At 62.1% G+C, this 23,256-nt stretch carries 31 protein-coding genes and 1 tRNA gene; 13 read left to right on the forward strand and 19 right to left on the reverse strand.

What is annotated here, in order from left to right; all coding sequences use genetic code 11:
- Window positions 1–366 precede the first annotated feature (366 nt).
- Both QMK33_RS19585 and rocD read right to left on the reverse strand, forming a co-directional pair.
- Window positions 367–912, reverse strand: a complete 546-nt coding sequence (locus QMK33_RS19585; RefSeq protein ID WP_283566317.1) for a hypothetical protein — start codon at window positions 910–912, stop codon at window positions 367–369.
- 12 nt (window positions 913–924) lie between these two features.
- Window positions 925–2,169 carry an ornithine--oxo-acid transaminase gene (gene rocD / locus QMK33_RS19590; RefSeq protein WP_283566318.1) on the reverse strand — a complete coding sequence of 415 codons (1,245 nt, stop codon included), beginning with the start codon at window positions 2,167–2,169 and terminating at the stop codon, window positions 925–927.
- A 121-nt stretch (window positions 2,170–2,290) separates the two neighbouring features.
- Here rocD and QMK33_RS19595 point away from each other — a divergent pair, with 121 nt between their 5' ends.
- From QMK33_RS19595 to QMK33_RS19640, 11 genes are all read left to right on the forward strand, one after another.
- Window positions 2,291–2,677, forward strand: a complete 387-nt coding sequence (locus QMK33_RS19595) for a Rid family detoxifying hydrolase (protein ID WP_283566319.1) — start codon at window positions 2,291–2,293, stop codon at window positions 2,675–2,677.
- Window positions 2,667–2,840 (forward strand): C1orf53 family protein, encoded by a 174-nt coding sequence (locus tag QMK33_RS19600; protein WP_283566320.1) that lies wholly within the window; start codon window positions 2,667–2,669, stop codon window positions 2,838–2,840. Before QMK33_RS19595 ends, QMK33_RS19600 begins: the two co-directional genes overlap by 11 nt.
- A 141-nt stretch (window positions 2,841–2,981) precedes the next feature.
- Entirely contained in the window at window positions 2,982–3,221 is a 240-nt protein-coding gene (gene rpmB, locus QMK33_RS19605) for a 50S ribosomal protein L28 (RefSeq protein ID WP_068339669.1), read from the forward strand.
- Window positions 3,222–3,398: 177 nt separating this feature from the next.
- Window positions 3,399–3,581 (forward strand): 50S ribosomal protein L33, encoded by a 183-nt coding sequence (gene rpmG, locus QMK33_RS19610; protein WP_068339666.1) that lies wholly within the window; start codon window positions 3,399–3,401, stop codon window positions 3,579–3,581.
- An 8-nt stretch (window positions 3,582–3,589) separates the two neighbouring features.
- Window positions 3,590–3,751 carry a DUF4295 domain-containing protein gene (locus tag QMK33_RS19615; RefSeq protein ID WP_283566321.1) on the forward strand — a complete coding sequence of 54 codons (162 nt, stop codon included), beginning with the start codon at window positions 3,590–3,592 and terminating at the stop codon, window positions 3,749–3,751.
- A 103-nt stretch (window positions 3,752–3,854) separates the two neighbouring features.
- Window positions 3,855–4,832 (forward strand): signal recognition particle-docking protein FtsY, encoded by a 978-nt coding sequence (ftsY, locus tag QMK33_RS19620; RefSeq protein ID WP_283566322.1) that lies wholly within the window; start codon window positions 3,855–3,857, stop codon window positions 4,830–4,832.
- Window positions 4,833–4,920: 88 nt separating this feature from the next.
- Window positions 4,921–5,361, forward strand: coding sequence for a hypothetical protein (locus tag QMK33_RS19625; protein ID WP_283566323.1), 441 nt, complete (start codon window positions 4,921–4,923; stop codon window positions 5,359–5,361).
- A gap of 106 nt (window positions 5,362–5,467) precedes the next feature.
- Window positions 5,468–5,541: transfer RNA gene (locus QMK33_RS19630), tRNA-Asn, on the forward strand.
- Window positions 5,542–5,620: 79 nt separating this feature from the next.
- A complete protein-coding gene (locus QMK33_RS19635; RefSeq protein WP_283566324.1) occupies window positions 5,621–5,833 on the forward strand; it encodes a hypothetical protein in 213 nt (70 codons plus the stop codon).
- On the forward strand, window positions 5,833–6,111 hold the full coding sequence (locus tag QMK33_RS23670) for an HNH endonuclease (RefSeq protein ID WP_502867080.1): 279 nt from the start codon (window positions 5,833–5,835) through the stop codon (window positions 6,109–6,111). Before QMK33_RS19635 ends, QMK33_RS23670 begins: the two co-directional genes overlap by 1 nt.
- Before the next feature lie 40 nt (window positions 6,112–6,151).
- Complete coding sequence (locus tag QMK33_RS19640) at window positions 6,152–6,364, forward strand: hypothetical protein (protein ID WP_283566325.1); 213 nt, start codon at window positions 6,152–6,154, stop codon at window positions 6,362–6,364.
- A 59-nt stretch (window positions 6,365–6,423) separates the two neighbouring features.
- Here QMK33_RS19640 and QMK33_RS19645 read toward each other — a convergent pair whose 3' ends face one another.
- The 15 genes from QMK33_RS19645 to QMK33_RS19715 form a co-directional block, all read right to left on the reverse strand.
- Window positions 6,424–6,993, reverse strand: a complete 570-nt coding sequence (locus QMK33_RS19645; RefSeq protein WP_283566326.1) for a hypothetical protein — start codon at window positions 6,991–6,993, stop codon at window positions 6,424–6,426.
- A complete protein-coding gene (locus QMK33_RS19650) occupies window positions 6,977–7,159 on the reverse strand; it encodes a hypothetical protein (RefSeq protein WP_283566327.1) in 183 nt (60 codons plus the stop codon). Before QMK33_RS19650 ends, QMK33_RS19645 begins: the two co-directional genes overlap by 17 nt.
- 20 nt (window positions 7,160–7,179) lie before the next feature.
- Window positions 7,180–7,626 (reverse strand): lysozyme, encoded by a 447-nt coding sequence (locus tag QMK33_RS19655; protein ID WP_283566328.1) that lies wholly within the window; start codon window positions 7,624–7,626, stop codon window positions 7,180–7,182.
- A complete protein-coding gene (locus QMK33_RS19660) occupies window positions 7,623–8,066 on the reverse strand; it encodes a DUF5675 family protein (RefSeq protein ID WP_283566329.1) in 444 nt (147 codons plus the stop codon). Before QMK33_RS19660 ends, QMK33_RS19655 begins: the two co-directional genes overlap by 4 nt.
- Window positions 8,067–8,068: 2 nt before the next feature.
- Window positions 8,069–8,722 (reverse strand): hypothetical protein, encoded by a 654-nt coding sequence (locus tag QMK33_RS19665; RefSeq protein ID WP_283566330.1) that lies wholly within the window; start codon window positions 8,720–8,722, stop codon window positions 8,069–8,071.
- A gap of 27 nt (window positions 8,723–8,749) precedes the next feature.
- A complete protein-coding gene (locus QMK33_RS19670) occupies window positions 8,750–9,049 on the reverse strand; it encodes a hypothetical protein (protein WP_283566331.1) in 300 nt (99 codons plus the stop codon).
- On the reverse strand, window positions 9,049–9,804 hold the full coding sequence (locus QMK33_RS19675; RefSeq protein ID WP_283566332.1) for a hypothetical protein: 756 nt from the start codon (window positions 9,802–9,804) through the stop codon (window positions 9,049–9,051). Before QMK33_RS19675 ends, QMK33_RS19670 begins: the two co-directional genes overlap by 1 nt.
- Window positions 9,805–9,807: 3 nt before the next feature.
- Complete coding sequence (locus tag QMK33_RS19680) at window positions 9,808–10,077, reverse strand: hypothetical protein (RefSeq protein WP_283566333.1); 270 nt, start codon at window positions 10,075–10,077, stop codon at window positions 9,808–9,810.
- Window positions 10,078–10,079: 2 nt separating this feature from the next.
- Window positions 10,080–10,649 (reverse strand): DUF6712 family protein, encoded by a 570-nt coding sequence (locus QMK33_RS19685; RefSeq protein ID WP_283566334.1) that lies wholly within the window; start codon window positions 10,647–10,649, stop codon window positions 10,080–10,082.
- Window positions 10,630–11,955 carry a hypothetical protein gene (locus QMK33_RS19690; protein WP_283566335.1) on the reverse strand — a complete coding sequence of 442 codons (1,326 nt, stop codon included), beginning with the start codon at window positions 11,953–11,955 and terminating at the stop codon, window positions 10,630–10,632. Before QMK33_RS19690 ends, QMK33_RS19685 begins: the two co-directional genes overlap by 20 nt.
- Before the next feature lie 13 nt (window positions 11,956–11,968).
- Entirely contained in the window at window positions 11,969–12,205 is a 237-nt protein-coding gene (locus tag QMK33_RS19695) for a hypothetical protein (protein WP_283566336.1), read from the reverse strand.
- 64 nt (window positions 12,206–12,269) lie between these two features.
- Window positions 12,270–13,157, reverse strand: coding sequence for a hypothetical protein (locus QMK33_RS19700; RefSeq protein WP_283566337.1), 888 nt, complete (start codon window positions 13,155–13,157; stop codon window positions 12,270–12,272).
- A complete protein-coding gene (locus QMK33_RS19705) occupies window positions 13,157–13,726 on the reverse strand; it encodes a hypothetical protein (RefSeq protein WP_283566338.1) in 570 nt (189 codons plus the stop codon). The genes QMK33_RS19700 and QMK33_RS19705 overlap by 1 nt, the downstream gene beginning before the upstream one ends.
- A gap of 83 nt (window positions 13,727–13,809) precedes the next feature.
- On the reverse strand, window positions 13,810–14,976 hold the full coding sequence (locus tag QMK33_RS19710; protein ID WP_283566339.1) for a hypothetical protein: 1,167 nt from the start codon (window positions 14,974–14,976) through the stop codon (window positions 13,810–13,812).
- Window positions 14,977–15,021: 45 nt separating this feature from the next.
- Window positions 15,022–16,206 carry an ATP-dependent Clp protease proteolytic subunit gene (locus QMK33_RS19715; RefSeq protein WP_283566340.1) on the reverse strand — a complete coding sequence of 395 codons (1,185 nt, stop codon included), beginning with the start codon at window positions 16,204–16,206 and terminating at the stop codon, window positions 15,022–15,024.
- A 155-nt stretch (window positions 16,207–16,361) separates the two neighbouring features.
- On the opposite strand from QMK33_RS19715, the gene QMK33_RS19720 reads away from it, so the two are divergent.
- Entirely contained in the window at window positions 16,362–20,405 is a 4,044-nt protein-coding gene (locus QMK33_RS19720) for a coiled-coil domain-containing protein (RefSeq protein WP_283566341.1), read from the forward strand.
- Between the two features lie 3 nt (window positions 20,406–20,408).
- On the forward strand, window positions 20,409–20,654 hold the full coding sequence (locus QMK33_RS19725) for a hypothetical protein (RefSeq protein WP_283566342.1): 246 nt from the start codon (window positions 20,409–20,411) through the stop codon (window positions 20,652–20,654).
- On the opposite strand, the gene QMK33_RS19730 is transcribed toward QMK33_RS19725, so the two are convergent.
- Window positions 20,651–21,091, reverse strand: coding sequence for a lipocalin family protein (locus QMK33_RS19730; protein WP_283566343.1), 441 nt, complete (start codon window positions 21,089–21,091; stop codon window positions 20,651–20,653). The two genes, QMK33_RS19725 and QMK33_RS19730, sit on opposite strands and share 4 nt — an antisense overlap.
- A gap of 12 nt (window positions 21,092–21,103) precedes the next feature.
- Entirely contained in the window at window positions 21,104–23,254 is a 2,151-nt protein-coding gene (locus QMK33_RS19735; protein WP_283566344.1) for a hypothetical protein, read from the reverse strand.
- Between the last annotated feature and the right edge of the window lie 2 nt (window positions 23,255–23,256).

Consider the following 23,256-nt stretch of genomic DNA (forward strand, 5'->3'; position numbering starts at 1 on the left):
CCTTGGGCACGTGGACGGGCAAATGAGGGGACAACCGCGCCCAAAGCGTGTCCGAAATGCGAAATTCTTGAACTGTAGCCATACCCCTAAAATACAACTGATTTTTCCCTATTCGGATAGCCTCTTATTGATATGCGGTAGCAGGCCCTAGCGGCCGCGCAAGCGGGGAGATGCCGGAGCCACCTCAGCCAGCAGAGGCGCGGCCACCAGCGCTGGCGCTTGCCAAACGGGGGCTGCCAGCGTCGCGCCAGGCGCAAAGTAGGCCGCTGGCCGCTCGCTACGGCAGCCGGCTACCCAACTGGCCGCTAGTATCACTCACAGCCAAAAAAATGCGCGCATAGAGAAGTTGTTTTGCCTGCTCACGCACTACTTGGCCGGTTTAGTACTGGTCTTTTTCCCACCGCTCAGCAGCGAATAGAGCAAGAACAGCACCACCAGCCCCGCCGCCGTGTAGCCCAGCGCCGTGAAAAAGCCCACGCTGAAAATCAGGTTCACCAGCGCTGCCAGGCCGGCGAGCACGCCGAGTATCACGCCAATAAAAAACAGCGCCACCCGGCCCAGCCCGTTTTCAGCCGCGCCCTCGGTGGCGTGCCGCCGCCGCAGGTGCTGGCTCAGCTGCCGGCTGGCCTGCGTAGGTACAGATAAAGTAGATAACGCCTTAGTGGGCAATGTGTTAATAGCATCTGCTAAGCGGTGTGGGCGCAGTTGCCTGGTGGGTTTTGGTGAAGCTGCTACCGTGGCCGGCGCTACCGTTTCGGTTGGGGCGGGGAACGCTGTAGCTGAGGTAGTTACAGGTATCTCAGGAGCCATAGCCACCGACGTAGCCGGGGCCTGCTGAAACTGGAATACTACTTGCTCGCCGCGGCAGCCCGCCAGCAGCAGCGCCGGCACCAGGAATACGATTCTTCTCATAACGCCTTATACTCAGAAAGCCCGAATAACGTCGGCAATAAGCACGCAGGCCTCGCGCAATTCGCTTTCAGTAATGACCAGCGGCGGCGCAAACCGGATGATGTCGCCGTGAGTGGGCTTGGCCAGCAGGCCACGCTCCATAAGCATTACGCACACGTCCCAAGCGGTGCGGCCATCGGCGGCGGGCTTGATAACCACGGCGTTAAGCAAGCCCTTGCCGCGCACCAACTCGATAAGCTCAGGCCGCTGGGCCTGTAATTTTTTCATTTCGGCCCGAAAAATAATGCCTAGCCGAGAAGCATTTTCAGCCAGGTTCTCGTCAATTAGCACGTCTAGTGCAGCCTGCATTACGGCACAGGCCAGTGGGTTGCCACCAAACGTAGAGCCGTGTTGGCCGGGCTTAATAGTCAGCATAATGGCATCATCGGCCAGTACGGCAGACACCGGGAGCACACCGCCGCTCAAAGCCTTGCCCAAAATAAGCACGTCAGGATGCACGGCCTCGTGGTCGCAGGCCAGCATCTTGCCAGTGCGGCCCAGCCCGGTCTGAATTTCGTCGGCCACAAACAGCACGTTGTGCTGGCGGCAGGCCGCCGCCGCCTGCGCCAGATACCCGATGGCTGGCACCATCACACCGGCCTCGCCCTGAATAGGCTCCACCATAAAAGCGCAGACGTGCGGGTCCTGCAACGCAGCTTCCAAAGCCGGAATGTCATTATATGGAACTACCTGGTAGCCAGGCACGTAGGGGCCGAAGCCACCCGTGCTGTCGGGGTCGGTACTAAAGGAGATAATGCCCGTGGTGCGCCCGTGAAAGTTGTGCTCGGCCACCACAATGCGCGCCATATTGGGCGCAATGCCCTTCTCCTGGTAGCCCCACTTGCGGGCCAGCTTGAGGGCCGTTTCCACGGCCTCGGCTCCCGAGTTCATCAACAAAGCTTTGTCGTAGCCAAACAGCTCGCAAATCTGCTTCTCGGCCGCGCCCAGCCGGTCGTTGAAAAATGCCCGCGAGGTGAGCGTCAGCTTCTGCGCCTGCTCAGTCAGCGCCCCGATAATGCGCGGGTGGCAATGCCCCTGATTCACGGCCGAGTAGGCCGACAGAAAGTCAAAATACTGGTTGCCAGCTACATCCCATAGGTAAGTACCCTGGCCGCGCTCCAGCACCACGGGCAGCGGATGGTAATTGTGGGCACCGTATTGGTCTTCGAGCTGCATCAGCTCCGCGGCGCGGGTGGTAGTAGGGGTGGGGGCGAGCATAGGGGGTGGGCGTAAGGAAGTAGTGGAGTTAAACTACTCAAAATTACAAACAAAGCGGCGGCGGGTTTGGGTCAGGTGTGGCTACTTCTACCTTTGCCGCTCCTCTTTAGTTATTAGCCCTATGGAAACGCTGCACCACCCCGACGCCCCGCAGGCAGTTGGCCCTTATGCCCAGGCCATTGTGGCGGGCGGCCTGGTATTTTGCTCGGGCCAGACGCCGCTGGTGCCCGCCACCATGCGCATCGAAGCCACCACTATCGAAGCCCAAACCCACCAAGTGCTCGCCAACCTGCGCACCGTGCTCTCAGCCCGCAACCTGGGCCTAGCTGATATTGTGAAGACCACCGTTTTCCTGAAGAATTTCGCCGACTTTGCCCGCATGAATGCCGTGTACGCCGACGTGTTTGGCGCGCACCGGCCGGCGCGCACCACCGTGGAAGTATCGCGGCTGCCGCTCGATGCGCTGGTCGAAATCGAGTGCATCGCCGCCCTATCCAATGGCCATTGACCCCCGCCTCGCCGCCTTTGCCGCCCTGCCGCTGCAAGCCGGCGACTTCTACAATACCCCCGAGGGCTACCTCGTTTTTACCGCGCAGTACCACCGCCGCCGGGGCTTTTGCTGCGGCAACGGCTGCCGCCACTGCCCCTATAAGAAGGCGAAGCCACAATAAAGAGGCGGGCAAAACGGCCGTTGGGAGCTCTCCCAAATGCCTCATTCCTCCTTCTCAATTGTTTCGCAATTTGGTATTTGGCTGAAAATTGCCGATATTTGCGGCCCGTTTCGGAATAGCATCATCTAACCCTTCGATATCATGGCCCGAGTTTGTGATTTGACCGGCAAGCGCACCCGCGTTGGTAACAACGTATCGCACGCCAACAACAAAACCAAGCGCAAGTTCTACCCCAACTTGCAGAAAAAGCGCTTCTACATCCCCGAGCAGGATGCTTGGGTAACGCTGAAAGTAGCTGCCTCCACTATCCGCACCATCAACAAGAATGGCATCATGGCCACCTTGAAGAAGGCCAAGGAGCAGGGCTTCATCGTCTACTAGTTGCCGCTTTTCGCTTAGGGAAGGATTTTTTTTCGGGACTGCCACTAAAAAAAACGATGTGCCTGGCACACCGCCTTTTTAGCGTGCAGCAGGCAGGCCGACAAGGCTTTGCGATTTTTCAAAAAAAGCCGTACCTTTGCAGTCCTAAAATTAAAAATTAATCCCCCTCCCGTCACGATGGCCAAGAAAGGAAACCGGGTGCAGGTTATCATGGAATGCACCGAGCATAAGACCTCGGGCATGCCGGGCACCTCGCGCTACATCACCACCAAGAACCGCAAGAACACCCCCGAGCGCATCGAGTTGAAGAAATTCAACCCGATTCTGCGTAAAATGACTGTTCACAAGGAAATTAAATAACCTGAGTCATGGCTAAGAAAGTAGTAGCAACGCTGAAAACCGCCACGGGCAAAGACTGGGCGAAAATCATCCGCGCCGTGCGCTCGGAAAAGACTGGTGCCTATACCTTCAAGGAGGAAATGGTACCCGTTGACAAAGTACAGGAAGCATTGGCTAACAGCAGCAAGTAAGCTGCCCAGCCGCTGATGAAGTAAAAAAGTCCCACCTTCGTGGGACTTTTTTCGTGTTATACATTTTCGTCAGGCTCCGCGTGACGTCCTTTTTGCCGGTAGTATGGGTCTCTTCGACTTTTTTAAGAAAGACAAGGAAAACAAAGAGCAGCAGCAGGCGCTCGACGAGGGCTTGCAGAAGACCAAAACCAACTTCTTCGACCAGCTCAGCAAGGCCGTGGTGGGCAAAAACACCGTGGACGAGGCCGTGCTCGACGACCTCGAAACCCTGCTCGTGCACGCCGACGTAGGCATCGACACCACGGTGAAGGTTATCGACCGCATTGAGAAGCGCGTGGCTCGCGACAAGTACGTGAGCACGAATGAGCTCGACCGCATTTTGCGCGAAGAGATTGTGGCCCTGCTCGATGCGAATACGGAAACCACCGGCTCGCGCGCTATCCTCGACCGGCCCGATAGCCCCGGGCACCCCTTCGTGATTATGGTGGTGGGCGTGAATGGCGTGGGCAAAACCACCACCATCGGCAAGCTGGCGCACCGCTTTCACAGCGCGGGCAAGAAGGTGGTGCTCGGCGCGGCCGATACCTTCCGGGCCGCCGCTGTAGAGCAGCTTATTGTGTGGGGCCAGCGGGTGGGCGTGCCCGTTATCTCGCACGGCATGAATACCGATCCCGCCGCCGTGGCCTACGACGCCGTGCTGAAGGGCGTGGAGATGGGGGCCGATGTGGTTATTATCGACACCGCCGGCCGCCTGCACAACAAGGTGAACCTGATGAACGAGCTCAGCAAAATCAAGCGCGTGATGCAGAAGGTGATTCCCGAGGCCCCGCACGAAGTGCTGCTGGTGCTCGACGGCAGCACCGGCCAGAACGCCTTTTTGCAGGCAAAGGAGTTTACCCGCGCCACCGAGGTGTCGGCGCTGGCTATCACCAAGCTCGACGGCACGGCTAAGGGCGGCGTGGTTATCGGCATTTCGGACCAGTTCAGCATTCCGGTGCGCTACATCGGGGTGGGGGAGAAGATGACCGACTTGCAGCTGTTCGACCGGCACACGTTCGTCAACTCGCTGTTTAAGAAATAGAGTTTACAGCGGTAAAACGCGTTCCGAGAGCGCCTGGTAAACTACCGGGCGCTCTCGTGCGTTGGGAGGCTTTCTACTGCTCTACATCATGCGCATTCTCTACTTTGGGCTATTGGCTGGGGGCCTGCTGGCCGCCTGCAACTCCAATACCGATACCGTTACCCTTATTCCCAACGTGCCGGTGAACGTGCAGCTCGACCTGCTCGACCAGCAGAACCGCGCCCTGCGCTTCGATAACGGCGTGGTGACCATCATGCCCGGCGGCGTCAATGGCGGGGGCGTGAAGGGCATCTACGTGGTGCGCCAGAACGCCACCACCTACTCGGCCTTCGAGCGCAACTGCCCCTACCAGCCCCTGAACGCCTGCGCCACCGTCACGTTGGACCGCAGCTCGCGCCTGTTTTTCCGGGATAGCTGCTGCACGTCGCAGTTCAGCCTTCAGGGCCAGGTAACGGGCGGCCCATCAGCCCGCTCGCTGCGCCAGTACAGCACCAGCCTCAGCGGTAGCTTGCTGACAATCACGAATTAAGAAGTTTTTTGCGTAAAAAGCGCAGTAATTTTTACAGAAAGTTTGCGTAATCAAAAATAGCCTTCCTATCTTTGCAGCCCGAAAGCGCCGGTTTCGGGATAGAAAAGCTTCCTTAGCTCAGCCGGTTAGAGCATCTGACTGTTAATCAGAGGGTCCCTGGTTCGAGCCCAGGAGGGAGCGCTATTACTTCAAACGCCACTGTAAATCAAGTATTTACAGTGGCGTTTTTGGTACTGTGCCCCTCGCTGTGTCTTTTAACATGGAAAACCAAGAGAAAATTGAGCGCCGCACCTTCGGCGGGGCTAACGCCATGGATGGCTACGCGGGCTTCCGGGTGGGCCAGAGCTACCAGCTGCGCTACACGGTGCTGGAGAGTGGCGAGGTGTCTATCGAGCTTGACCACGCGCAGGAAGGGGTGGGGCCGCTGGTGATGCCCTTCGCACAATTCAAGACCTGGTTCACGAAGGACTGATGCCATGCCGGCCCAAAACTGCCCGGCGCCAAAAGATTCGGGCCAGCCTGCCCCAGCGGTGCGCCGCCTGTGGGGCTGCCGACCGGCTGCTCACGCTTGACCACATTATTCCGAGGGTGTATGGGGGCGGCAATGAGCTGGCAAACTTTCAGCTGCTGTGCCAGAGCTGCCACGACGAAAAAAGTAAGCGCGAGGTGCGTCACTGGCACCCCGCTGCCAACCAGCGCGCTGGCGACCGGCTACGCAAAAAAGTTAATACAATCCAGTTGCCAGCCTGATTAGTGCTAGTTATCTTAGTAGAAACTTTAATTTCTACTTATGGCTACGAGTACGCAGAAAGAATGGGAAGAGTCGCCGACCTATGATGAGGTGGTTGACGCGGAATTTGAGCAGGGTGCCGACCCTGAGTATGATGAGAGCCGGCAGGCCGAATACGATGAGCAAGCGCAGCGGGACTTTGGCGACGATGTGGCTGACCCGGATGCAGACGATGGGGGTAGCCAGGACTGGCGCGCCCGCAAGCAGAAATAGAAAAAGCCCAGACCGCAAGGCCTGGGCTTTTTATTTGGACATTAAATTGCACGACACGCTCAGCGTAGTATAATTATTAGATAGCAGGTAGCCAGAAAGAGCACGAGCGAGATGCTTCGGCATGCCCACCAGGTGCGAGTGAGCATGCGGCGTAGATAGTCGTTGGCGTAGCTCTGCTGCACGTATTTGGCCAGATTATTTCCGTGCCTAGCCTCTTTCCACGCCGCTGCGTCAGGCCACGAGGCAGAATCAGGGCTGGCGTAGAACTCGCTCAGGTCGGTGCGGCCGGCGGCGATGCGGGCCAGGTTGAGCAAGGGGGTGAAGTAACGGGCGAAGTAGCCAGCCAGCAGTGCCAGCAATCCCACGCTGGCCAGCAGGTAAGGCAGCCTGCCGCGCGGGGCCAGTGGCAGGCCCGCCACCAGCACCAGACCACCCGCCACCAGGGCGCGCACGTTGCCGCGCCGCTGGTGGTAGCCTTTTCTGAGGTCATCAGCCGCACCGTTGGCCGTGATGTCGCGGTCGTTCAGCTTTACTTCGCTGGCTGTGAATCGCCTCCACAGCAGGAAGGCAGCTAGCCAGGTGAAGGGCAGCAGGTAGGCGAGCCAGGCCATGCTAATGCCCGCCAGCACTATCAGAAATGAATTTGCCCGTGCGGTACTTCGTGATGCCCAGCCACAGGCCAGCTACTACGGCGCCTGCGCCACTGGCGAAGCCCCAGCCGCTACCAGGCTGAACAAACGAAAGCACTAGGGCGATGAGCGCCAGTACTAGAATAAGGAGGGGTACGTACTTCATGGCAGAAAAAGAAAAAAAGGTTAGTGAGACAGAAAAAGGGCAGCCTCGCGCCCACGGCGGGCCTCAATTGCCCGGTTAGGCTGGCCGTTCACATTGCGCCAAAGCTTGAAAGCGGCCGTGAGGGCGGCGGCATCCTGACTGCCGGCGTTGACGAGACGCAGCAGGGAAGACTTTTGCAGCGCGCCCGCACCCAGGTTGAAGGCAAATGACACCAGGGCATTGAACTGCGACTGGTTGAGGGCCACCCGCACCAGGCGGTGCACGGCCGCTTCGAAGCGGGCCAAATCCTGGGTGAGCAGGCGCTGGCTGGCCTCGTGGGTGAGGGTGCTGGCCGGGTACACGTCGGGCCCGGTGTGGCCGACGCCCATGGTGAGCACGCCGCCCGCGTCTTTATAGGTGTGCAGGATTTCGCCTTCCTCCTTGGTAAGGAAGGCCCGCCCGGCGGCATCAACTGTTAAGTGATTCATCGGATAGTGAGGGTTATCGGCTCGCCGGCCGTAATGGCGTTTTGCATGCGCTGAAACAGGCGGTCGAATGCCAGGCGGCTACTGGTGACCATGGTGCCGCCTGCGGCAATGGCCAGGCCCGGCAGCAGGCAGCCCTCGGTGTCGGTGGCGTAGTTGCCGGGGTGAATGCGGATGCCGCATAGGCCGATTAGTCGGCCCCCAAAGAAGGTTTGCTTGCCGGGCATATCGGAGAGCAGGGGCAGCACTCGTTTGAAGCGGGTGCTCAGCGAGAAGTGCACCTGGTAGGTGCCGGCGGGAATGGCCGTCTGGCCGAAGATTTTCGGCTGGCCCTGCCCCCGCACCACATCTTCCATGCCCACGCAGAACGGGGCACCATCGACGTACCAGGCGGAAAGGGTGCAGCCCTTCTCGCTCGGCTTGCGGATAATGGAGATAACCACGGCTAAAAGAGGCTTTTCTTACGCCACCACACAACGCCCCCGATTACCCCGCCAAGCACTACCACGGCCAGCACCTTACCCAGCGGCTGGGCAAAGGCCGCGGCGATAGTAGCCCCCACACCGGGCGGCTCCACATCGGCTTTCGTCTGGCTGGTGGTATTGCCGTCCCCATTCGTAGCCGCCAGGTTGCCGGTGCCCACCGTGTTCTGGCTCACGCTGTCGGAGCCCACCACCGCTGGCCCCGCCTTCTTTTCCACGACACTGGCTACGGCGCCGTCGCCGGCGGCGACCGTGGCTTTCTTGCTGGCTACGGTCGCGTCGCCATACACAATCGTGCAGCCTTTGCACTTGCGGGGCACCACCGCCGGCGCAGCCTTGGTGCGGGCGGCCGCGCGCTGAAACTGCCGCTGCCAGCGCCGCAGAATGCGGCCCTGTTTGCGGTAGGACTGGGCCGGGGTTTTGCCGCGGGCGTCGAAACTGGGGGGCGGGGCAATGGTGCTGGGGCGCGCCTCGTAGGGCGGGCCGCCATTGGTGGGCCGTGCCTGGTTGAGCAGGCTCACCACGTCGGTGGCGGACGGGCGCAGCGGCGTAAGCTGGCGCTGGGCGGCGCAGCTGGCCAGCGCCAGCCCGGCGGCCAGGAGAAGGAAGTGTTTCATGTTGCAGAAAAAAGGATGGTGACAGAATCAGGACTGGCCGTCGAGGTTGACGTTTTGGGCCGTTTCGACCGTTACCTCAGCGGCCGGGGCAGGCGGCCTATCAGCCAGGATTTTCGCCTTTGTTACAAAGGCATCGATGCCCAGGCCAGCGGCGAGAAACAGCAGGGTCGGGCTCCAGATGTACTCCGGTGGCCAGCGTCCCCATACCCAGCCGATGGGAAAGGCCGCCACCACGATAGCGGCAACGCCGGCAATGGTGAGCAGCTTGCCGTCAGGGGTGCCGGTGGCGTCGCAGAAGGTGCTCTTAAAAAAGTCGGACAGTCTCATTACATGCTGTAGCTAAACTTATTGGCGTATTCCTGAAGCAGGTGTTCCATGTCTGAGTCGAGCAGCCGCGTCGGGCCCTGGTGGCTTTTGGGCAGCGTACTGGCCTGGTCAGGCCGGTAGACTTCGCAGTCGCGCCAACTCAGCACGTACATGCCGATGATGCCCATCTCCGGACTTCCGGGCTTAATGGGCCGGCGCACAAACACGGCAATCGAGCTATCGTAGCCGCGCTCCTGCATCATTTTATTTACCTTCCAATCGTCGCAGCGCTCGGCCCAGAGCAGCAGGTAGGGCTGTAATTCGAGCGCCGTAATGGTGCGCGGAATGTCCTGCGCGAATACCATGCGCTCCGTATCCATGTAGCGGGGCAGGCCCTGCTCTACCGCCTCGGCCTGCATCACGAACTTGTCAATGCCTTCGCCTGAGCGCAGGTACTCGCCGTTCTGACAGCCGTACACGCTCACGTGGTCGCAGTCGACGCGCACGCGCAAGGCCTCGGCCGCCTGCTCCAGAATAATGGCCTTCTTGGCCTTGCGTACCAGGTCGGCCCCGCTGGCTGGCTCCTTGCTGCTGCGCTTGAGGCGGTCGGTGAGCTGGTCGAAGAGCTTACTGGCAAATTCCTCGACCGGCTTTTTGAGCAGCCAGGCAAAGAAGGCCAGGATGCCGAGCACAATGACTACGCTCACCGGCATTGTCTCCAGCCAGTGCACGTACCAGGGTGCTGGGTCGTAAGTAATGGGTGGAGCGGCAGGCACGGCTTAGGCGTTGAGTTCCTGGGTGATTTGGTGCAGGCGGTGCTCCACGATGCGCAGCTGCCGCCGCAGGCTTTTTTCTTCGCTGGCCAGCTCCTTGCGCGTGTAGGGTCGCGTGGTGAACGGCACCGTTGTTAGGGTTTGGCCGCCAGCGGCGACCATTTCGCGGGCGGGCGCGGGCAGCTTTGCCAGGGGCTTGATGGTGAGCGAGCCGGTAGCAGAATACCCCACGGCGGGCCGCTGAAAAGGGAGGTTGCGGAGGGTTGACGTGAGCATGATTAGCGACGATAAAAGGAGGGATAATTCTCATCGGGCCGGCGAATGCCCTGCACCACGACAGAGGGCGCGCGGCCGGCCGCCGGGCCACCGCAGCAGGGGCTGGCCACCGGGTAGAAGGTGCCGAACTCCGAGCCATTGGCCCGCAGCCACTTGGTTAGGCTCACCTCGTAGCTGAGGGCCTCCCCGTCGTAGATGTTGGCTTGCCGGGCCAGGTCGCGGCCATCGGCCGGCTGGCTGTACTGGCTGGTTTTCACGGCAAAGCCATTGGAAACTGCCGTCTGCTGGGCAAACGGCATGTAGCGCGCCATCGCGGCGCTGGCCACCACGGCCACGGCCTTGGTGCGCAGCGTGCTCCAGGGGAATGCCAGCGGCGCGGGGCTGGCCAGGTCGGCAGCGCGCTCGGCCGCTACCAGGCGCAGCAGCTCGTTGGTCAGCCCATCCGGCAGCAGCGGCCGCAGGCGCTGACGCTGGGCGGCCAGGATGTGCGGCCGCAGCCGGTCGATGTCGAGCGACTCGGCCAGGTCGGCGAAGTCGGCGAAGTCGCTCTTATTAAGGAGTAGCGTTTCCATCGGTAGTAGAAGAGGTGTCCGGTGCGCCATCGACGAGCAAGCCGATGAGCGATAGTTTTTGCTTCTGGCTCATAGCCCCTAGCACGTTGTTGGCTACCAGCGGGGAGAGCGAGTTAATGGCCTTCAATACCTGCTGGGCCTCGCTTTCTTCCGCCACCTCAGCCACCGCGGCCAAACTCAGGTTCTCAATCGAGTAATCGTCCGACGGGCACAGGGGTACGTCGGGCTGGTCGGGCCGTTGAAAGGTGGCAAACACGGCCGTTAACGTGCGCTCGATACTGCGCTGGTTGGTGTTGACCACCATGTTCTGCACGTAGAGCGTGGCATCCTCCATCTCCTGGCTACTGCCCAGCTTGCCGGCCGTGGCCTCGCCGTAGAGCAGGCTCGGAATCTGGAACACGGCCCGGATATCCGCCTTCAGCGCCTCGCCATCGGTGGCGTACCGCTTGCTGGCGTCGGGTGCCGAGATGGTTTTGATATCCGGTGTAAGGTCTTTGCTGTCAGCGTAGAGCAGCATAATGCGGTCCCCATCTTCGCCGACGAAACCGCCATACTTCAGGGCGTTGGCGGCCATTACTTCCAGCGTGGGGCTACTGCTGCCGTACTCGGTGATGACGGTTTTATCGGAGTAGCCGCTTTTGATATCAGTGCGCCGGCTGCGCTTCAGGCGGGCCTCGGTTTCCATATCGACCTCGACCGGCTCGTACACCTGTTCGGGGTAGTAGCCGGCCTCGTCGAGCCAGGAGCAGTACACCTCCCCCGGGTAGGCTTCGGGCCCACCGGGCCACGAGGCCAGGCGCTCAGCCCGCTGCTCAGCCGGCTCCCTGGGGTCGAACACCAGGTGCAGGGTAGGCTTGGCGGCTTTGGCCTTGCTGCCCGGCACCTTGGGGTGCAGCTGAAAAACGTAATCTATCGTGCCATCGTCGAGCGGGATGCCCAGCCGCACGCTCTCGGCCGCCAGGTGGTAAACGGAATAAGGATTGCCCAGCAGGTTGAGATTGATGAGCAGCGCGTGACCGCTGAGCTTGCTTTCGCGGTCGGCCAGCAGCTTGAGCAGCGCGTCCATGGTCTGGCCGCGCGGGTTGATGAGAGCCTGGTAGAAGTCGATATCCTTCAGGCCGTTGCCCTCGATGAATTTGGCCTTGGTGGTAGCGCAAACTTTCCCCGTGCCCGAGTTCGCCAGCAGGGCCAGCAGCTGCTGGGGGCGCTGGTCATCCACGCCCCAACGCACGTAGTCGCGGGTATCGACGACGCGGCGTTTGGGGGCGGGCTCCAGGGCGGTGATTTGCTGGCGGAAAACGGTCACGGGGAAAGGCTACTTAAAACTTGAGACCGTCAGCAGTCGGGTCAATAGTTGTATTGCTGGTGTCGCGGCTGTTTGGGTAGGGATAAGGCGTGCCCAACTCCTTCAGGTTCTGGCCCAGCCACATCACGGCTTCGTCCAGCTTAGTGCGCACCAGAGAGATTGGGCGATTAGCTGGCAGCGCTTTTACACGCTGGATAATCGCGTCCAAATCCACGCGCAATTGCTTAGTTTCAATGATTTGCTCTTCCATTTCTTATTCAGAAAATCAAGTGGAATAATGACCCGCCCCGTGATTTTCACGGGGCAGGCGGAAACTATTCGGGGTCTTGCAGGCTGGCGCGGTGCTCCGCGATGGCGTCGCGCAGCTGGTCGTTGGTCAGGCCGGCGGCTGGCTCCAGGCGCAGCTCCACGCGGTAGGTGTCGAGCAGCTGCTCCTTGTTCATGCGCGAAAGGCGCACGGGCTGCTCGTCGTGCTCGTCAATCACTTCCAGGTGGCCAGTAGTCACTTCCACGCCGTTGGTCAGCGTCTGCGTTTCCACTACCGCTTCCGTTGCCGGCGCTTCAGCACCGCCGGCGCTGGCCGTCAGGCTGGGCGTGGCGTTGTCGGCCGGAGCGTGCTGCTGAGCGGCATCAAGCCAGGCCTTTTCATGAGCGGCATCTACTTCGTTCTGGCGGCGCTCCGATTCATCGAGCAGGGCGGCGGCTAACTTGGCGTAGTCGAAGCCGGCGGGCGCGGCGGGGGCCGGATGCTCGGCTTTCTCAGCCTGCTTTTCAGCCGAGGCCTGGGCGGGCGTCAGCGGCTGCTCATCCTCGCCTTCAGTAGCGGCGGGGGGCAGCACGGCAAAGTGGGCGGCTGCATCCGGGTCGGCCTTGAGGATGTCGCGGGCGGCCTTATCGGTCAGGTTGGCGTTGGAGTAGGCCACGCCCAGGCCGTGGGGGGTGTAGATAAGCTGGTCGCTGTGGAAGCGCGCGGTAACAGTGGACTTTTTCACGTTGTCGGAAAAAATGGTGGAGGAAGAATCTTGTTGGTCAGCCCAGCGCTTGATGGCGAAATAGGCCGTACCCAGCTCATGGCGACAGGTCTGGCACACGGCATCCCGGCCGGGGTAAAGGGCGGCGTGTACGCTGGCCACCTCGGCCGGGCGGGCCGAATAGGGCCCGGCAGCTACCAGCTGCCGGGCCCGGTCGAGTAGCTCAGCCACTAGGCAGCGTACAGCGCCTCGAAGGCGGCGAGCGTAGCCACGGGGTCTACCAGGCCGTCGGGCGTCATGACGGCGAAGAAGTCGGCCAGGCCCTTCTCCTTAGTGCTGGCCAGCGTGATTTCGGGCGCGCCACCGGTATCGGCATTGGCCGAGTCGGTGTCGTTCTTGGTGGCCGTGAGGCCGGCGTTGAGGCCGTACACCAGGATGTTTCCGTTGTTGTCGCGCACCACCGACACGGTTTTGTCCTTGGCCAGGTCCTCGGCCGTGGCGTAGTCGGCGGGGGCGGCGGTGAAGGCCACCATATCCACCTCGTGGGCGTAGGTGGGCGAACCGTATTTGCTGGGCGTCATCTTGGCGCGCGCCACGTTGCTTTCGCCTAAGCCCTCGAAGACGTAGCCCTTGGTGCCCTGCTTCATGGTGATGGTCACCAGCTTCGGGTTGAGCGCATTGCGCACGTAGCTGGCAATGTCAGCCTTGCGCAGCTGCACAAGAGTTGTTTGCAGCCCGCCGGTAGCGGGCTCGCAGCCGGCGGCGATGCCGCGTTTTAGTTTACCGCAATCAAGGGCCATAACAGTAGCAGAAAGAAGATGAGAAGAAAAAAGGCCCAGCCGGTTGGCCGGGCCTCTAGTGGTTGCTTGGGGGAGGTGCGGGCCTAGAAGGCAGCGCGGGTGAGGAAGGGGCGCATCACCTTGGCATCCATCTTCCAGTTGCCGCGCATGTGGGTGAACTTGCTCTCGCGGTTGAACCACGACTCCACTTGCGTGGCCTTGTCGTAGGAGTCGAAGCCGAGCTGCATGTTGGCGTTGGTGGTGAGCACCGCGCGGTGGGGCAGGTTGATTTTGCCGGCGATGTCGAAATCCTCCATCAGGATGTCATCCCATTCGGCCACGGGCACGATGACCACGTTGAGAAACTTGGGGCCCACCAGGCCGGTCACCTGTAGCTCCCAGCTGGTTTCGAGCTTGTCGTTCGACATGCGGTAATCAGCCCAGTTGTCGGCAATCGACTGCGTGCACTGAATGGTGGGTACGCCGAACTTGCCGCTCAGCAGCCGGCGGTCAGCGCCGCGAATCAGCTTCTGGAAAATCTGAAGCGACTCGCCCGGGGCCAGCTGCTGGTCGGCCGTTTGGTTGGCGGCAATGCTGTAGGCGCGCACCTTGGGGTACACCGTGGCCAGCGCGATGATTTGGGGCCACAGGCCCCGCAGCTGGTTGTAGTTTACCAGGTCGGCCGCGCCGCCGGTGAGCTGGCCGGCGGTCAGGGCGGGGTCGGCGAAATAGCCGATGCGGAAGATGTCGTCGCGGATAGCCGCCTCCATCATATCCTGCACGAACTCGTTCCAGTAGTTGAGCGTGGTTTCGTCGCTCTCCCCCAGGCCCGAACGGATTTTGATGGCCGCCTCCTGCAAGTCCAGGCGCTTGTAGCCCACGCCCAGACCCCAGGCCATGAAGGTGCCGTCGAAGTCGCTGCCGCACTCGGCAATCCAGGCCTCCAGGGCTACGGGGTCCCAGGTGAGCTTTTCCACGTCCATGCCGGGCGTGTGGGGCACCGTGCCGCAGCCGGTGTCGAGGTGCGTCACCTTCTTGAAGCGCTTGGCGAAGAGGATGTCCATCTTCGCCTTGATGTCGTCGCTGATGGTGAGCAGCTGCGTCAGGTCGGGCGATTCGAGGACGGGCTCCAGAATCAGCGCCCGAAAGTTTTCGGGGCCATACAGCAGGCCCTGGCCTTGCACGGCATTGGCGATGATGCTGGTGCCCGCGTAGCGGGGCGGGACCACGATGGCCCCGAGCAGGCCGATGAAGGCTAATTTGCTGAGCATAAAAAAGGGCAGAAAAAAGGCGGGAGAGTGTGAGCAGCGGGTGGGCTACTTTTTGAACTTGGCTTCACGGCGGGCGCGGCGGGCATCGCCGGCGGCCTTCACGGGGTCCACAGGGGCGTCCTTGCCTTCATCGTTGGCGGCGTTGGCGCGGGTCGGTACGGCACGGCTGCCGGCGGTGGCGGCTACGCGGTTAACCACTTTGGCCTGCGCGGCGAACTGCGTTTGCAGGCCGCCTACGGTAGTAGCCAGCGCCGTCACGGTGCTAACCAACTGGGCGATAGCCGCATCAGAATCGGCCGAAGCGGTGGGGGCAGCAGCCATGGAGTCGGTGGGCATAATGACCGTGATGGCCCCGGCGGCTACCGTAATCGTGTTGCCGTCGTCGAGGCTGTAATCCCCATCGGCGGCTTCCGTAGCCATCGTGTCGTCGGTGTAAACCATGTCGCCTACCTGGTAATCCGTGCGGCTGTCGCCAGTGTGGATATGCAGGCCAGTGCCATCGGTCGTGGTGACCGCGCCGGCAACGGCAGCTTCGGTTTCGGGGGCCTGCGCGGTGGCGGGCTTGCGGGCGAGGGTGAGAGCCGAGGCCATCGCGGCCAGGCCCAGATTGAATTTAGACATAAGGGTATGGGCCCAACCGGGCATTTGGTCGGCCGGGGCCGGGGTGGTGGCAGTGGTAGGCACGAGAGCCAGCGCGGTGGCGGGTTGCAGAATCTGGGTGGCAAAGCCGTAGTCCATCAGCTCCTGGCCCACGAGCGTAGTCGCGGCGCGCATCACTTCGCGGAAGGTGGCTTCCTCCACGCCGGCGCGCGCCACGTAGAGAGCCAGCAGGTCAGCCTCGCAGCGGGCCATCTCGTCGGCCCAGGCCTGCGCCTGCTCAGCGGTAGCCCCGTTGATGCCGCCGATGGGCAGGTGCACCAGGCTCTCAGTGTGCTGGTGGGCGATGCGCACCGAGCCAGCCAGGAACACGGCCGTGGCGATGCTGCTGCACTGGCCGATGGCCTCGGTGGTGATGGTCACGCCGGGCAAGCTGCGCAGGTAGTCGTACATGGCCATGCCTTTATCCACGCGCCCACCGGGCGAGTTGATGATGACCCGCACGGCGTCGAAGGGCTTCTGGTATTCCAGCTCCCTGGTCACATCTTCCAGCGTGCAGTAGGGGTACGCGTTGCCCGCCTCACTGCTGTCAGCGACAATAGGACCCGAGATATAGACTTTCGCTTCCGGCATGCACAAAGTTTCCGACCACCAAGGGCCGCAAATGGGCATTTTGAGGATGCAGAATCGGACTAAACCCAAACTGCGTGGCGCTTTTGGCAATCGCGTGGCGCTTTTGGGGGCCACCATTTGGGAGAGCCTACGGCCGGTCGGAATTTCGAAGGACTATGGCCGACCAAACCACCGAGAGCATCCTGTTTGAAATAAAAATCAATGCGGAGCAGTACAAAGCGGAGCAAAAACTTATCCGCGGCAGCCTGCAACAGCTCACCCTCGACATTGAGCAGACAAAATCGGCGCAGAAGCTGCTTACCAAGGAGCGGGAGCTGGGCAAGCTAACGGACCGCGACTACGCGCAGCAGTCGGTGAAGCTGCGCGAGCAGTTGAAGGGCCAGACGGCTGACCAGCGGGAGCTTGAAAAGGGCCTGGCCACTAGCCAGCGCGCCTACAACAGCGCCGCCGGCAGCGCCGAGCAGCTGCGGGCCCAGCTTTTCGAGCTGACCACGGCCTACTACGCCATGGGCGAGGCCGAGCGCAAGTCGGCCGAGGGCCAGGCAGTGCAAAAGCAGGCGCTGGCCGTGTCGGACGCGCTCAAAAGCATCGAAGCCGGCGTGGGCAGCACCGGCCGCAACGTGGGCAACTACGCCGCCAGCTTCAAGCTGGGCCTGGCCCCCGTGGTGGCCGAGCTGGTGAAGATTGAGCAGGAGCTGAAGGGCGTCGATGCGGCCAGCGAGCAGGGCGCGCTACTTCAGCAGAAGCGCATCGGCTTTATGACCGCCGCTCAAAAGGCCGCGGCGCAAGCTGGCATCACCGACTTCACCCAGGCCAAGGCCACCATCGACCAGTACACGCAGGCCTTCACGCCGGCGGTGGAAAACCTGGTGCGCGTGCAGCAGGAGCAGCAGCAGGTGGGCCAGACGGTGGGCGAGAACTCGGAGCAGTACCAGCAGCTGGGCTTTCGGGTGGCGGGCGCGCAGAAGCAGCTCGATGATTTGGTGAGCGCCCAGCAGGCGGCCGAACAGGCCAGCCGCGCCGGCGGGGCCGCGGCCCAGGGCCAGGCCGCGGCGGTGGAAGTAGCGGCCGGCTCGCTGGCTGGCCTGCGGGCGCAGCTCGTGGCGCTCGAAAACACCCGCGAAAGCCTTGACCCCGCCACGAAAGAGGCGCAGGAGCTGAACAGCACCATCCTGGAGCTGCGCACCACCATTCAGCAAGCTGAGGGCAAGATTGATGAGTTCGGTGAGCGGGTGCAGAAGAACATCAAGAAAGAAAACTTCGACACCGTGACCGACGCCGTGCAGGGCATGGTGGGCGCGTTCTCGGTGGCCACGCTCGTGCTCGGTGACAACACCGACGCGGCAGCGGCCCAGGCCAAGGCCTTGCAACTGATGGCCATCGCCCAGAACGCGCGCGCCATCGCCATCGGCCTGGATTCGGCCAAGGATGCGGCGCTCATCGTGCTGCTGAAAGCCAAGAGTATTTTCCTGCGGGAAGAGTCGGTGCTGACCGCGGCGGCGGCCGTAAGCACCGAGGCGCACGCCGCGGTGGCGGGGGCCGATGCCGTGGCCATCACGGCCCAGGCCGAGGCGGCGGCCCTGAACGCTGAAGGCCAGGCGGCCAGCGCCGTGGCCACCGCCGGCAGTACCGTGGCCACCGAAACCCAGGTGGTGGCGGTAGAGGGCGCCACCATTGCCCAGCGCGCCCTCAACCTGGCCCTGCGCCTGAATCCCATCGGCCTCATCATCATCGCGGTGGCGGCGCTGGTGGGCGCGTTCCTGGCTTACCGCAATGCCAGCGAGCAGACCCAGCAGAAGGTGCGCGACTTCGCGAAGGCCCTGCTGCTCTTCACCAATCCCATCGGGCTGGTGTACGTGGCTATCGAGAAGCTCTACCAGAAGTTTGCCAGCGTGCGCGCCGTGCTCGACCCGCTCATCAAGGGGTTCGAGCTCGTGGCCGGCAAGGCCTTGGAGCTAGCGCGTGACTTTGGCGAAACAATTGGCCTTCTCGATACGGCTAATGAGAAAGCCATCAAGGCCGCGCAGCAGCAGCTGAATAGTATCGAGGCGCTCAAAACTGCTTACGCCCAGGAAGCCAAGGCACTGGAGCAAGCGGGCTTCAGCATGGAGCAGGTGCGGGCCAAGGGCCGGCAGGGCCTGGCTGAAGAGTTAGCGCAGCGCACTGCCCTCAACAAGCAGCTAGAAGCCCAGGAGCGGGAGAAGAACCAGTCGCAGTTGGCTAGCATTGCCCGGAAGCAGGCAGCCAATGAGCAATTGAGCGACCAGGAACAGAAGTTCTTTGAAGAGCGACAGGCCCGTAATAATGCGGAGAAAGCTGCTCAGATTGCCCTGAACGCCTACGACTACGAGACGATTGAAACCCGCCGGGCTGCCCGCCAGCAGGAGGCCCAGGACTTTCAAACGAATGCGCAGCGGGCCAGCCAGAACCTAGCCCGGCGCATCGAGCAGCAGAATGCCGCGGAGGATGCCCAGCTTCAGCGCAATATTTCGCGCATCGCCCTGCGGCTGAGTGCTGTGCAGAAAGGCACCACGGAGGAACTGCGTTTGCAGCAGCAGCAAGTGCAGGCCCAGACGGCCCTGCAAATCAAACAGGCGACGGATGAGCTGGCCGAGAAAACCCGCCTGCGAAAGGCTTACTACCCAACTGAGTTGGCGGCCTTGAATAAGGCTACGGCAGCTGAGCTAGAACAGTTTGGCTTAACCGAGCAGCAGAAGAACGCGCTGCGTGCTACAGCGACCCAGGCGCGCATCGACTTGGACCAGAAGTACGACCTCAAAGCAGCCCAGCAGGCTGTAGCGGAAATTCCGTTGTTGCAGCTGGAAGCCGATGCGGTGAAGCTCAAGCTACGGGCCGACTTCGAGCGGCAGGTGAACGCGCTGGTGCTGCAAGCAGAAGTAACGCGCAACCAAGCCCAACTGGCCCAGGCCAAAGTGGGCACGCTCGAGCGCCGCAACCTCGAACTCACTCTCATCGACCAGGAGCAGGAGCTGGCCATCGCCGGCCTCGACCGCCGGGCCATGAGCAACCTGGAGTACGAGACGCGCATCACCGCCATCCGGGCCGACGCCATCGGCAAGCGCAAGGCCCTGAGTGAGCAGGACACCCAGAACGTCATCACGGAGCTGAATGCGCAGCAGCAGGCCGCCGAACTCAATCAGCAGCTTATGCTCGCCGGCCTGACCGAGGCCAAGCAGAAAGAAGTGCAGGCCACCCGGCAGTACGCCAACGAGCGCCTGCGGGCCGAGGTGAACGCCTACGCCGCGGGGCTGGCCGCCACCAAGGAGGGCACCACCGAGCGGGAAAATGTCGAGAAGCAGCACCAAATCAATCTCAAGAACCTGGCCCAGGAGGGCGCGCAAAGCCAGGTGGCGGCCTTTCAGGCTAAGTATGAGCAGTACAGCCGGATAGCTTCGCAGTCGCTCAGCGCGCTCTCCACCATTCAGGACGCGGCCACCCAGGACCAGCTCAACCGCATCAACCAGGAGATGAACGCGGCCACGACCAGCCAGGCGCGTAAAGCGGTGCTGGCCAAGCAGCAGGCCCGCATTGAAAAAGAGCAGCACGAGCGGCAGCAGAAGTACGCAATTGCCCAGGCCGTCATCGACGGGGGTTCGGCCGTGATGAAGATTCTGGCCGAGACGCCCAAGTTTGATTTCGGCATTCTTACGGCCCTGCAAATTGCGGCGGCGGCCATCACCACCGGCGCACAGATTCGCGCTATCAGCAGCCAGAAGTTTGCCAGTGGCGGTATCGCCTACGGGCCCAGCCACGCGCAGGGCGGCATTCAATTGCTGCACCGCGGGCGTCATGCCGGCATTGAGATTGAGGGTGGCGAGCCGGTGCTCACCGCGGCCGTTTCGCGCAACCCCGTGCTGCTGAGCATGGCCAGCATGATTAACCAGTTGGCCGGCGGCCGGGCGCTCTACCGCGACCCCACGCCCACCGCCACGTGGGCGCGCTGGGCAGAGGGAGGCGTAGTGAGCAGCAGCGCTGCCTACCTGCCCCAGGTGCGCACGGGTGGCGTGGTGCATGCGGCGGCCGCCGGCCCGGCCATCGACTACGACTTGCTGACGGCTAAGCTGACGGGGGCCTTCACGGCCGGCGCGCAGGCACTGCCCCCACCGCAGCTCAACCTCACCGACCTGCGCCAGCGCCAAAGCCAGCAGCAGCAGCTTGATAACCAGACCAATATCTAGGCCATGCAGTTAATCGACCTTCTCAATCAGCTCGACCAGCAGGGCCGGCTCAGTCAGCTCTATCAGGCGGGCGCGCTTAACATCAAGTGCTTCAACTACAAGGAGTTGGTGCTGCACTACCGCGCCCTGCTGGCCAGCCCGACTTATGCCGAGCAGCCCAGCCGCGCCGCGCAGGCCACGGCTGCGCAGTGCGGGGTAGCCAAGAGCACGGTGTATCTCGCTATCCGGGAGATGGAGCAGATGGTTTAGCGTTGGTAAGTGTAGATGTTTGTAGCTGTAACGTTAGTATTAGCATTACTACGCGCTACGTAAGAATCCTGCAAAACCAGCTGATTAGCAGTCAGCTGGTTTATTTGCACAGCATTTGTTGTGCCGCCAGAGGTCGTGCTTAGTTGATTGTTACTGATAGTGTAAGTGCCTGACGTTGGAGATATACTCTTGTCGTAGCTGATTACAGTCGCAGTTTCAAATGTTAAATAAGAATCCCCCTTTGCATAGAGTATGCTATTGTCTTTAAATGTGCTCGTGGTGGGTGAAAAGGTTGTTTCCCTCTTTGCCAAATCCCACCGGCCCAGAATCAATTGATTATTGGTGGGGGCAGCAGCTGCCGGGTCATCTTTTTTGGCGCAACTGGTAGTGCTCAATTGGCTACTAGCCAATAAAAAGATAAATAGTAGTTTCTTCATCCTGCCAAACTACTACAGCCGAATCAACTCCACCGGCGTGCTGGCCTCATCTTCCTCCCAGCCGTCCACCTTGTTCACGAAAAACCACGCTCCTTCCTCTTCCAGCCACACGGGCACGAGCTGGTCGAAGGCCACCACCTCGGCCGCCGTAAGCCGCACGGCCGGTCGCAGTACGAGGGGCCGCACCAGGGCCGCCGCCAGGTGCGGGTAGTAGCGCGGCAGCAGTGAGCGGGTGAAGTCCAAGTCTTCAGTTTGGTCGCGCCGCACGAAGTAGCTCAGGCGCATGCTCACCTGCTGCGTGTTACCCTGGTCATCTTCGAGCTTCACCTCGCGCCCGTAGGCGGGCGGCAGCTGGTAGCACAGGCGCGGGGCCGGGGCCTGGGTATCGAAATCATCGACGAGCGCCTTGGCGCGGGCCGCCACGGCTTCGACTGCCGAGTACGTGCCATCGGCCTGCGCATCGGCAATCACCTGCAAATCAGCAGCGTAGTCCGTACCCGCCTTCGGCTTCCAGTAGGGTAGCAGCAACAGGCCCGCCTCACCCACCGGGGAGGCAGCAAAGGGCAGGCTCAGCACGTCTTTGGTAGCAGCTAGGCTCACGTCGCCGGCCCCATTGTCGAGGTAGCCGGCGGCGAAGTCGGCCGCCACTTTCTTGGCCGCGTCGCCATCCCAGTAGAAGCCGGGCTGCGTGCGGGCGGCCTGGGCCTGGGCGTAGGCCAGGTTGCTGTCATCTTCTTTCCAGCGAAACCAGTTGCGCTGGGCGAAGTCACCGAGCCGCCAGCTGCGCTTCGCCGGCTGGCTGCCATCGCGGCGCGCGCTCCAGTCAGCCCCCGTGGCGAAGTTGTCGAGCACGGCAGCCGTGCGCCGAAACAGGGCGGCATTCGTGTAGGGGTCGGTGGTTTGCGTGAGGCCGTAGAGCTGAATGAACCCCTTCACGAAGTCGCGTTGGGTCATTTCGGGCAGCCAGTCGGCCAGCACCACGCGGCCACCGGGCGGGAAGTCGCTCAGCAGCGAGATGCTGAGGCGGCCTTCGGTTTCGAGCACCCAGCCGTAATCGTAGGGGCCGTTACCGATGGTGCCCCCCTTGAACTTATCGAACTGGTAACGCGCCTGCACGCGGTCGCCAACCTGCAACAGCTGCCGCTCCGCAAGGGCCGTGAGCCCCGCATCAAGCTGGCCACTGCCGCGAATTGAGTCCACCTCTCCCACGAGCTGGCCATTGACAAGCAGCTTGATGACTGCTGCCACCTCCCCGCTCAGAATATTCGAGCAAAACAGGTGCACCGTCTGGTCGGCTTGTAAATCGTAAAAGCCGCGCTGGGTGATGACGGCCTCCTTGGCCACCGGGTCCCACACGGCGCTGCTGCCCAGCACCAGGCTGCCGTCGACCTTGGTGGCCAGCGTGTGGGTGAAGGGCAGCGGCGCGTTCTGCTCGTCGCCGAAGCGCAGGGCCTGCGCCGTGGGCGCGTAGCCCGCCACCACGCGGTGGGCGGCGCGGGTGGCCTCTGAGTAGCCGAAGCTGGCCGTGGCGGGCAGCAGCGCCGTGTCGAAGGCGCCCGGCAGCTCCCCGCTCCACTTCACGCCGGCCCCCACGAAGATGGCCTCCCACACGGCGCGGGCGTAGGCCGTGGGCCAGTAACCGGCTTCGAACAGGCGGCTGCTACCGGCGGCGGGCAGCGGGGGCGCGCCCAGGCCGCGGTCGTAGATGTCGTACACGTAGCCGGCTTGCCAGTGACTGTTACTAGCACCAGCCGCTACCTGACTCAACGTCCAATCATGGTCGAAGGCCGACAGGTCCAACTCGCGCAACGTCTTATCGCCCAGCAGGTCGTAAAACGCCTTGTTGCCGGCCAGCAGCTTGCCGGTGTAGCCCGTGCGCGGCGTGTAGTCGTCGAGGGCCAGCCGGGCCCCGGGCAATACTTCCACGCCGCCGGCTTCCAGGCAGCAGCCCAGGCCCGCGTAGGGTGCGGTGCTCAGGCTGGTACCCAGCTGCGCGAGGTCGAGGCGCTTGTGCGTGCCCACGTCGTCGGGCAGGGCGAAGGAAGTAGAGAACGCCGCCTGCACGCTCTCGGGCCGGGTAAGGTCGTTATCCTGCCGCGTGATAGCCACGCGCCCGCCCAGCGTCTGCACGGTGCCATCGGGGTAAACCAAAGAGTAGGCCATTG

The organism is Hymenobacter sp. H14-R3 (genome assembly GCF_030063445.1).
In the GTDB taxonomy this organism is placed as follows: Bacteria; Bacteroidota; Bacteroidia; order Cytophagales; family Hymenobacteraceae; genus Hymenobacter.